This is a genomic window from Mycobacterium sp. TH-M106, from assembly GCF_057473765.1.
Map to the genome: position 1 here is coordinate 1 of NZ_JBYCLE010000101.1, position 9,644 is coordinate 9,644.

General features: G+C 64.8%; 6 protein-coding genes and 3 pseudogenes. 7 read left to right on the forward strand and 2 right to left on the reverse strand.

Annotated elements, in window-relative coordinates; all coding sequences use genetic code 11:
- Nucleotides 1-582 precede the first annotated feature (582 nt).
- The 7 genes and pseudogenes from AC2VOP_RS03335 to AC2VOP_RS03365 all read left to right on the forward strand — a co-directional run.
- Nucleotides 583-1,467: a hypothetical protein gene (locus AC2VOP_RS03335; protein WP_486959653.1), complete on the forward strand. Its 885-nt coding sequence runs from the start codon at nt 583-585 to the stop codon at nt 1,465-1,467.
- Between the two features lie 226 nt (nt 1,468-1,693).
- Nucleotides 1,694-2,686, forward strand: coding sequence for a hypothetical protein (locus tag AC2VOP_RS03340; protein WP_486959654.1), 993 nt, complete (start codon nt 1,694-1,696; stop codon nt 2,684-2,686).
- A pseudogene (locus tag AC2VOP_RS03345) lies at nt 2,668-3,423 on the forward strand (tyrosine-type recombinase/integrase); the annotation flags it as partial. The gene AC2VOP_RS03340 and the pseudogene AC2VOP_RS03345, both read left to right, overlap by 19 nt.
- A 374-nt stretch (nt 3,424-3,797) precedes the next feature.
- A pseudogene (locus AC2VOP_RS03350) lies at nt 3,798-4,171 on the forward strand (recombinase family protein); the annotation flags it as partial.
- 402 nt (nt 4,172-4,573) lie between these two features.
- A complete protein-coding gene (gene istA, locus AC2VOP_RS03355) occupies nt 4,574-6,103 on the forward strand; it encodes an IS21 family transposase (protein WP_486959655.1) in 1,530 nt (509 codons plus the stop codon).
- Entirely contained in the window at nt 6,100-6,897 is a 798-nt protein-coding gene (istB, locus tag AC2VOP_RS03360; protein ID WP_486959656.1) for an IS21-like element helper ATPase IstB, read from the forward strand. The genes istA (AC2VOP_RS03355) and istB (AC2VOP_RS03360) overlap by 4 nt, the downstream gene beginning before the upstream one ends.
- A gap of 72 nt (nt 6,898-6,969) precedes the next feature.
- Nucleotides 6,970-7,494 (forward strand): annotated as a pseudogene (locus AC2VOP_RS03365) (transposase); the annotation flags it as partial.
- A 59-nt stretch (nt 7,495-7,553) separates the two neighbouring features.
- On the opposite strand, the gene istB (AC2VOP_RS03370) reads toward AC2VOP_RS03365, so the two are convergent.
- The gene (gene istB, locus AC2VOP_RS03370; RefSeq protein ID WP_486959657.1) at nt 7,554-8,336 is read right to left on the reverse strand and encodes an IS21-like element helper ATPase IstB; all 783 of its coding nucleotides are present in this window, start codon (nt 8,334-8,336) and stop codon (nt 7,554-7,556) included.
- 2 nt (nt 8,337-8,338) lie between these two features.
- The gene (gene istA, locus AC2VOP_RS03375; RefSeq protein WP_486959658.1) at nt 8,339-9,574 is read right to left on the reverse strand and encodes an IS21 family transposase; all 1,236 of its coding nucleotides are present in this window, start codon (nt 9,572-9,574) and stop codon (nt 8,339-8,341) included.
- Nucleotides 9,575-9,644 lie beyond the last annotated feature (70 nt).

A 9,644-nucleotide genomic window follows, 5' to 3' on the forward strand; every position in this document is an offset into this window, starting at 1 on the left:
CTTGCAGGCCATCGAAGGCAGGCTGCACGGTATCCAAGGCGACCTGCACGGCATCGAGGGCGACCTGCAAGCCCTGCCGGGCCACGGGTGAGGCGGCGACCCGAAACCCGCGTCCCCCCGGGAGTTTCGTCGCGCTCCAGCCGGCTGCCGACTGAGTGCGCCCGAAGGGATTCGAACCCCCAACCGTCTGGCGTATCCGACCGGCAGGAGACCGTCCGGGTTCGTCCGTTAATGTATTGCGGCACAACAGTTTCTGTAGGTACAGCGTCCGTGCTAAACCGGTTGAATCCGGGCGGATTTATCGGGTTTGTATCAGTAAAGTGGAGACTGGTGAAGGGCGCCAGCGTTTGCTGCCAATGGTGTCCGTGGGGCGCCTGGGGGTTGCGCATGTCCACTCGGCCGCCATCCGCGGCGGGCAGGCCGAGGTTGCCTGAAGCCAGGGCGCTCGGAACCCGTAACACGAGAAGATCCGCCTGCGAATCTCCTGTAAATGCCTCAGGTTGTAGACACTTCTGCCACACGCTCAGTCCACACTCCCGGTAGGAGCGAAACCACTCCGAACTACCGAATAGCAGGGGCGCAATGAACAGAGCAGCGTCTGACAATCCTCTCGGCCTGGGCCTAGTTATCGTCGGTGCCGTCGCGATTGCTATCTCGACGTTCTTGCCGCTTGTCGAACCGATAGTCACATTTAGCAGGGTTGCCGACAATACTCTTATCCAGCACGACGGCTGGACGCTCGTCGCGCTTGCCTTGGGTATCGCCGTTAGCGGCTATCGGCTTAGCCGGGGCAGGTGGTCGGTTCGATGGTTACCTATCGTGCTGTGCGTCGTGGCTGCGCTGTTGGCCGTCGGCTATGTCACTAACAAGGACTTGCGGACTCTTTATCCAGTCGGTCCCGATGGAAACCCCATCACTACTCAGCCGGGGACGCTCGCGGACTTCGGCATCGCCATCTATGTTGCGGGGGCGGGCGTTGCCGCGGCATCCGTTGGCTCGCTATTGCTTTTGCGAATCGCGAAGCAAGCTCTAGAAGCTGCAGATGAAGAGTTGGTGGACTCGTGGGCTTCGGAGAATAGAGGGGCGACAACGAAGAAGTGCCTCGATTGCGCCGAGACGGTGCTCGCCGACGCCAGGGTATGCAAGCACTGTGGGTACCGCTTCGCTCCCGCCCCGGTAGCCAGTTCCGACACTGCGACCAAGTCGTCTGTACCTACTCAGCCAAGACGGCGACCGGCCTCGAACGGCGTGCCTGAAAGCCTGGGAAGAGCCCCGATACCGATAGGGAGTCCAAGCGCAAGCGACCTGCAAGTGGGTCATCGGGTGCGCGTGGTTTTATCCGGCGATGATTTCGACGGGAAGGTTGGCACGGTTAAGAGAATTCTCGACGACGGCGACGTGGAGGTGAAATTTGGGCCTCTTTCGGGCACTTACTGCTTTGGGCACGACGAACTCAAGCCCATTTAGAACGGCCCGGAGAATGGCGACTGCGTATCGCGTGGGCGCGGTCAGGCAGGACAGCGAGTACCTGGCCGTGACGGTCAGGGGCCATGGATGGTCGCGACGGTCAACTTGGGCGGGCATCCCACGCCGGATGTTGAGGTAGCCGACTGGCCCGACCGACAGCCAAAAGTCGTAGCGAGCTACGGGCATCGACGTATCGTCTTCCGTATGACCGTGGTTGAGGCCGTGGATGTCGTCGAAGTCGAAACGGAGCGATAAGCCCGTTCAGGTTCTGGGCCTGATCCACCAGCGCGGCGACAAACGTCCCTGCGGAATCTGTGGGGTCACGAAGCGGATGTCGCAGGCACACGTCCCGCCGCGCTGCGCTGGCAACGAGATGTTAGTCAAGCGGTACCGCCTGATTGCGAACAAACACGTGGTCGGTTCGGGTCGCCAAGACCTTGGCGGAATTTACCTGTACGGCCTGTGCAAGGACTGCAACAGCGACGCTGGCAAATACGACGGGGCCTACGGCCACTTCGCCGAGGCACTACGCCCACTTTGGGTGAAGCCCTGGCAAATAGAGGTCTTGCCGCTGATCTCGACGCCATCTATTACATTCGACCCCGGCGCGGTCATCCGCTCGATCCTGTTGGGTATGTGCGCCACCGGGCCGATCATCCACCAGCGTTGGCCCGATTTCCCGTCTCAGCTCATGAGTGGAAGTCCGCTACAGACGCCGCCAGAGATTCGCCTCTACTTGGCGCTGGCGCGAGGTGTGTCTGCCCGTGTCGCGGGACCGATGTTCGGCCAACACGTACGCGGGCCGCATTTGCGCCGCAGCGCCTCAGGGGCGCCGTTGGGCATCAGCGCTGTTGCTACCGTCTACTTCCCTCCACTGGCATGGGAATTGGTCCATGCGCGAGAAACAGCACTTACGCAGGACCGGTGGGTGGACGTCAGCAGCTGGACTGCCTTCAAGCCTGGCGGAGCCCACGTTTTGCATGACCTGGTGCCTGCGCTGCCGGTTGTCTGCCACCCGAGGCATCACCCGGATCGTGACGAGGGCTGGGTCGAGCTGCTCAGCACCGAGATATGCCCTATCGTCGAGTGCGCAAATATCGAAGGGGGACCCCCTGACCCACTTGCGCCAACGCTCAACGAGCGGCGGCAAGTCAGCATGGACGAGTTCGGCGAAATCCTTCGGCGGATTCCAGTCGACGTCCCAAGCGGCTTCGGATGATCCTGTCTGGGATGTACGGCCTGGCGGTGCGCCACGACGTGCTCTCGATCAATCCGATTCGGGAAGCACGCACCCGGAAGACGACCCTCAAGGCGGCACGGGCGGCGACTTCGGCGGAATTCGAGCAAGTCCGCTCCGCCGTGCGCGCCTATGCTGCCCGGAAGAGTTCAGGTCCGCGGCCGGGGCGGCTGCTGCCCGCATTCGTGGAGCTATTGGCAGCTACCGGTGCGCGACCCAATGAAGTGTTAGGTATGCGTTGGTCAGAGGTTGACCTCTTGGCGGAACCTCCCACGGCGACGATCACAGGCACACTGATCGACCACGGCAGAATCAAGGGCAAGCCCCTTCATCGCCAGGACGCCTGCAAGGGAAATGCTCCTCCACACACGGTGGTGTTACCGCGGTTCGGTGTCGAAGCCCCCACGACCTTGGTTGGTGAATCAGGGATGGACGGACCCGTCTTTACCAACCGCGACGGCAACTGGACATCGCTAGCCAAAATGCGGAGATCGCTGCGCGCCGCGCTGCCTGATGACCTCGCGTGGGTTACTCCAAACTCATTCCGGCGAACGGTGGCCACCGTCGTCCGGGATGCATTGGGTGTTGAGCAGGCACAACAACAGCTCTCCCACGCCAAACTGGCTACCACCGAAGCCCACTACCTTCAGCGCCAGACGCGCGGACCGGATGTTCGTGCTGTGCTCGACAAATTTGCTGGTCAGCGAAGTGTCGGCTGAAAGTATCAGGACAGTATCAGATCGCGGAAGTTTCGACCGCTCCAACGTTTGATCGAAGGCCCGCTACATGCATATATCGTGCGCCCGAAGGGATTCGAACCCCCAACCTTCTGATCCGTAGACACGGGCGGAGGGCGTGATCAGGCGTGATACGAGTTCTGTTGCCGTGTGGGCGGAGGTGTCGGGGAGCCCGACTGTCGTCATCGTTGTCGTCAGAAGTGTCGTCAGCTCACGATGCGAAGCCACCGGAACCACCGACTTCTACGAGATCATCGGCGAACGCCACCGCGCCGCGTCAACCATCATCACCAGCAACCGCGAACCCCCGACATCTGACCATGATGGCTGGCCCCCGCCTGGCCCAGTCCGCGATGATAGTCGTTGTCGGTATAGACCGCTTGGGCCGCGATGCCGCTGAGGTAATGGGTACGATTCGCGACCTTGGAGAGCGCGGGATCGTGCTCCGCTCGCTTCGCGAAGGCATTGACGCGTCGAACGCCACAGGCCGGATGGCGGCCGGCGTCTTGGCAAGCCTCGCGGAGCTTGAGTTGGAGTTGGGCCGGGAGCGTCGCTCCGCGGCGCGTGAAGCGCGTCGGGCTCGCGGCCAGCACATCGACAGACCCAAAGCGCTTGATGAGAAGAAGGCCGTGCTGGCACAGCGGATTCACGCCAGCGGGGACCGGAAAGTACAATCGCCGCTGCCTTCGGTATCAGCCGTGCGACGGTCTATCGGGTGCTCGCCGGGTAATCAGGCAGACTGCGGATGCCGGTAGATCCCCTCGGGGAGGGACCCCCGCCTACCGCCACCGCCATGCCTTAAAACGGCCCACGTCCTCTCTCTCCGCCAAAATGAGGCCATCGCGCCAGCTCCGGCCGAGCATTTGCGGCGTGACGCACGGTCATCTACTCATTTTCTGACGTGCGTCTGGCGTATTGCATGGTTCACTAACCCCGCAGAGGAGAGGGTGAGTGTGGTCACCTGACTTGGCCCCACTTTGGTCGGTGTTCTTCACCAATTTTGGCCCCGGTGGGTGGGTGACCGTTTCCGGCCGGGTGGGGCGGTGTGTCGTCACGAATTTTGGCCCCACCCTCGTTCAGATCTCTCCTGTCGCACCGTCGTCGTTGGCGGTCGTCAGGGAGGTCGGTCAGGATGCGGTCACGCGTGGCACTGTTCGAGAAGATCAGGAGGGACCGGCGGCTGGAGGGCTTGTCGATCCGTGAGTTGGCGGATCGTCATGGCACCCATCGGCGAACGGTGCGCCAGGCCCTCGAGGATGCGGTGCCGCCGCCGCGCAAGGCCTATCCGGCGCGGCCCCGGCCGGCGATCGACGAGTGGGTGTCGGTGATCGACGCGTGGCTGCTCGCCGATAAGGACGCTCCGCGCAAGCAACGCCACACCGCGCGGCGGATCTGGCAGCGGTTGGTCGCCGAGCACGGGGCTACGTGCGCGGAGGTGACGGTGTCGCGTTACGTCGCGCGTCGGCGGGTCGAGTTGGGACTCGACCACCAGGAGGTGTCGGTCCCGCAGGCCCATGAGGCCGGTGCCGAAGCCGAGGTCGATTTCGGTGAGTTCTACGCCACGATCGCCGGACTGGTGGTCAAGTGCTGGATGTTCGTGATGCGACTGTCCCACTCGGGCAAAGCATTTCACGTCGCGTTCGCCACCCAGGCGCAGGAGGCATTCCTGGAGGGTCACGTCCTGGCCTTCGAGTACTTCGGCGGGGTGCCGGCCCGGATCCGCTACGACAACCTCAAACCCGCCGTCATCCGGGTCCTCAAGGGCCGCGACCGTACCGAGTCCGAACGGTTTACTGCGCTGCGCAGCCACTACGGGTTCGACTCGTTCTTCTGCCGCCCCGGGGTCGAGGGCGCGCACGAGAAGGGCGGAGTGGAAGGTGAGATCGGCCGCTTCCGGCGACGCCACCTCGTCCCGGTCCCCAAGGTCGCCTCCCTGGCCGAGCTCAACGAGGTGATCGCCACTGCCGACGTCCTCGACGACGACCGGGTGATCACCGGGCGCCCGATCACCGTCGGGGCGGCATTCGCCGCCGAAGCCGCTGCGTTGATGGAGTTGCCGGACGAGGGGTTCGACTGCGCGAGGCTGCTGCACGCACGGGTCGACAATCGGGCCAGAGTGTCTGTGCGGCAATGCTTCTACTCTGTTCCGGCCCGCTACGCCGGGCGGCGTCTGCCGGTGCGTCTGGCCGCCCGGACCGTCGAGATCTACGACGGGCCCCGACTGGTGGCCCGCCACGAACGCGCGGCCGGACGCTACGTGGAAGTCCTGTGCCTGGATCACTATCTGGAAGTCCTGGCGAGAAAGCCCGGCGCCCTGCCCGGGGCGACCGCACTGGCCCAGGCCAAAACCCGCGGCGTGTTCACCGGCAGCCACCAGTCCTACTGGGATGCCGCCCGAACCGCCCGCGGCGACGCCAAGGGAACCCGCGCACTGATCACCGTCCTGCTGGCGCACCGCAGCCTGCCGGCCGCCGCGCTGATCACCGCGATGGACCGCGCGGTCACCTCGGGATGCCTGGACCCCGAGGCGGTGATCATCGACGCCCGCCGTGACACCACCCCGTTGGCGCCGATCGCCGCGATCGGCGCCCTGGCCCGCTACGACCGGCCGGCACCGTCGCTGACCGACTACGACGACCTGCTGACCGGAAGTGACTCATGACCACCACCGCTGCAAAACCGGCGACCGCTGATGCCGCCGCCCAAGCCTCCATCGGCGCCGCGGCACGCGAGCTGCACCTGCCCACGGTGCGTACTGAATCCGCCCGCCTGGCCGAGATCGCTGACCGGGAACGCCACACCCATTTGCGTTACCTCGCCGAAGTCCTGGCCGCCGAGGTCGACGACCGCACCGAACGGCGCCGCGCCCGGCGCATCAACGACGCCAAGTTCCCGCGGCTGAAACGGTTGGCGGAGTTCAACATTGACGTCGTACCCACCATCACACCAGCGCTGCTGGGGCAACTGGCCGCCGGCCACTACATGGATGCCGGCGAGCCAGTCGTGCTGCTCGGGGATTCCGGAACCGGCAAGTCCCATCTGCTCATCGGGCTGGGGCTGGCGGCCTGCGAACAGGGCCGCCGGGTCCGCTACGTCACCACCGCGCAACTGGTCAACGAACTCGTCGAAGCCGCCGACGAACGGGCCCTCTCCCGCGTCGTGGCCCGATACGGACGCCTCGATCTGCTCTGCCTCGACGAACTCGGGTACGTCCAAATCGACCCTCGCGGGGCCGAATTGCTCTTCCAGATCATCACCGAACGCGAAGAACGCGCCTCGGTGGCGATCGCCACCAACCTGCCCTTCAGCGAGTGGGGCACCGTCTTCCCCGACCCCCGCCTCGTCGCCGCCATCGTCGACCGCGTCACCTTCAACGCCCACATCCTCGAGACCGGCACCAAGTCCTACCGACTACGCACCAGCAAGACCGCCACCCGAGCCAAACGCGCCGACTGACGAGGGTGGGGCCAAAATTCATGACGCGGATTCCAGTGAACGTCGCAACACCGAGGTTATGCGGAGGTTGCGGTGGGAGCAGAGCGGAAGACCCGGCCACGTGGACGCCCAAGTGGCGGAATGCTGGTCGAGGAGCAGGAGTGGTTCGGTCGGCTGATTGCGCAGGGGGTAGGTAACTCCGAGGCGTGCCGGATTGTGGGAATCGACCGCAGAACAGGGACACGCTGGCGCTACGGACGCACAAGTCGCAATGTTGCCGGCGAGTCGGTGCACTATCCACCGGTGAAGCTCACAGCTGCCGCTCCCCGGCATCCTCGATATCTGTCGCTGGACGAGAGGACGGCGATCGCCGATCTGAAGCGCGCCGGAGTCGGTGTGTGCGCCATCGCCGAGGAGCTGGGCAGGGCGGCCTCGACGGTCTCTCGGGAGCTGCGCCGCAACGCTGACGATCAGGACCGCTACTTGCCCGCCACGGCGGAGCGACTTGCAGTCGAGCGGCAATCCCGGCCGTCGCGGACACGCCGCGTAGCACATGACGAGCAACTCCATGGTGTCGTCGCAGATCTGTTGGGCAAGCGGTGGAGTCCTGAACATGTTGACGACGGTCGAAATGTAGGCCGGTGGCGACGGTTGAAAAGTAGGCCACGTGGTCGTGGTTATTGTGCCGTGTTGTCTGCCCGGGCGGAGGGCAGGGTGTCGATTCCGGTGTCTTTTAGGCGGTAGCTGGACCCTTTGAGGGTCAGGACTTCGGCGTGGTGAACGATGCGATCGATCATCGCGGCGGCAACGACTTGGTCGCCGAAGACGTCGCCCCAGCGGGCGAAGGGCAGGTTGGAGGTCAGGATCAGCGAGGCGTGTTCGTAGCGGCTGGAGACGAGTTGGAAGAACAGGTTGGCAGCGTCCTGCTCGAACGGGATGTAGCCGACCTCGTCGACGACGAGCAGCCCTATACGGCGCAGCTTGGCCAACTCGGCGGGCATGCGCCCGGCGTTGTGAGCAGCCTTGAGGCGGGCGACCCAGTCCACGGCAGTGGCGAAGGCGACGCGGTGGCCGGCTTGGGCGGCCTTGATCGCCAGCCCGATCGCCAGATGTGTCTTGCCTGTGCCGGGTGGGCCGAGCAGCACCACATTGCTGGTCTTGGCCAAGAAAGCGCCGGTGCCTAGGTGGGCAATCACGTCCCGGTTCAGTGCCGGCTGGTGGTCGAAGTTGAAGTCCTCCAACGACTTACGGGTCGGAAACCCTGCCGAGCGAACTCGGATAGCTGCTCCGGAAGCCTCGCGGGCGGCGACTTCGCGTGAGAGAACCGCGGCCAGGTACTCCTCATGGCTCCAGCCGCCGTCGCGGGCTTGCTCGGCCAGCCGTGCCGCTGATTCCCGGATGCGCGGCGCCTTGAGCGCCCGCGCATAGTGCAGCACCGCTTTGATCGGATCCTCGGCCATGATTACGCCACCTCACCGTCGGTGCCGGCACCGGTGAAGTCGACTCCGAAGGCGCGGTCGTAGTCGCCCAGATCGCGCACCGGATGGTCAGGCTCTGTCCGGCGGGCGCCTTGTTGGAACTGGCGACGCAGCCTCGACGCGGTCTCGACATGGGCGGGATCGGTCAGGGTCTGACGAACAGCCCAGCAGCGGTCATGGCTGGCCAGCAGACCTCCATGCCGGGTCACGACCACCTCCCGCAGGCTGGAGCGCACGTCGACGAGCTGACCGATGGCCGTCGGGTCGACCGAGTAATCGTTACCGCACACCCGCACGTAGTAGTCGCGGCCCAGCCGCACCGAGGTGACGGTGTCGACGATCGGGGCGACCGGCGGCAGGGCCAGCATCGCATCCCGATCGGAATCGAGGAAATCGATCGGGCGGCCGTCGAGCGCCCGCACCGTGCGGCTGTTGGCAATCGGAAGCCACTGTCCCAGTTGAGTGTTGAAGTCCAGCGGCGAGGCGAACGTGCGGCCCGGCATGAATGAGGTCTCCAGATACCGGTTGGCCCGCTCAGCGATGCCCTTCGATTCCGGATCGTAGGGCTTGAGTTGCACCATCCGCGATCCCAGCGTGCCCATCAACGCTGTCACCGGTTCGGTGAGCCGCCCTCGGCGCCCGATACCGGCTTCGTTGTCCCACCACATCTCATGGGGCACCGCCGCCAAGCTGCCCGAGATCAGCTGCCACATCCCGGCGACCAGGTCCATCGTTTGACGCGAGGGCAGCATCACCGCGGCGATGAACCGCGAGAACGCCGCCACCATCACCAGCACTGGCAGCATGGCCTGCTGACCGAAGCCGACCGGAATCTTGACCGGTGGGAACCACAGGTCGCACTGGACCGCCCGACCTGGCGGATGGGCGAGCCGATCAACGGGATCAGCCGGCAAATACTCCGGGCGCAGGGCACGCACCCGCTCGCGGAACCACGAGATCGAACCCGTCCAGCCCACCCGCTCGGCGATCACCGTCGCCGGCATCTGCGGATAGGCCATCAACAGCGCGCGGACCTGCGGTTCGACCGCACTGATCGCCGAGACCACCGGCGCCCGCCGGTACTTCGGCGGTTCGTCGCTGGCCAACGCATCAGCCACCGTGTCACGCGCAATGCCGAGCTGCCGCGCAATAGCCCGCTGCGACAAACCCTCGCTGCGATGAAGATGCCGGATCAACGCCCAGTCCTCCAAGGAGATCACCCATCCAATCAGATCGGGTGGCCTACTTTTCGACCGTCGCTTCTGGCCTAGTTTTCAACCGTCGCCAACA

Bases quoted from the DNA above. Each gene is read 5' to 3' on its own strand.
- istB (WP_486959656.1), top strand. From the start codon at position 6,100: ATGACCACCACCGCTGCAAAACCGGCGACCGCTGATGCCGCCGCCCAA.
- AC2VOP_RS03340 (WP_486959654.1), top strand. From the start codon at position 1,694: ATGTCGTCGAAGTCGAAACGGAGCGATAAGCCCGTTCAGGTTCTGGGC.
- AC2VOP_RS03335 (WP_486959653.1), top strand. From the start codon at position 583: ATGAACAGAGCAGCGTCTGACAATCCTCTCGGCCTGGGCCTAGTTATC.
- istB (WP_486959657.1), bottom strand. From the start codon at position 8,336: ATGGCCGAGGATCCGATCAAAGCGGTGCTGCACTATGCGCGGGCGCTC.
- istA (WP_486959655.1), top strand. From the start codon at position 4,574: ATGCGGTCACGCGTGGCACTGTTCGAGAAGATCAGGAGGGACCGGCGG.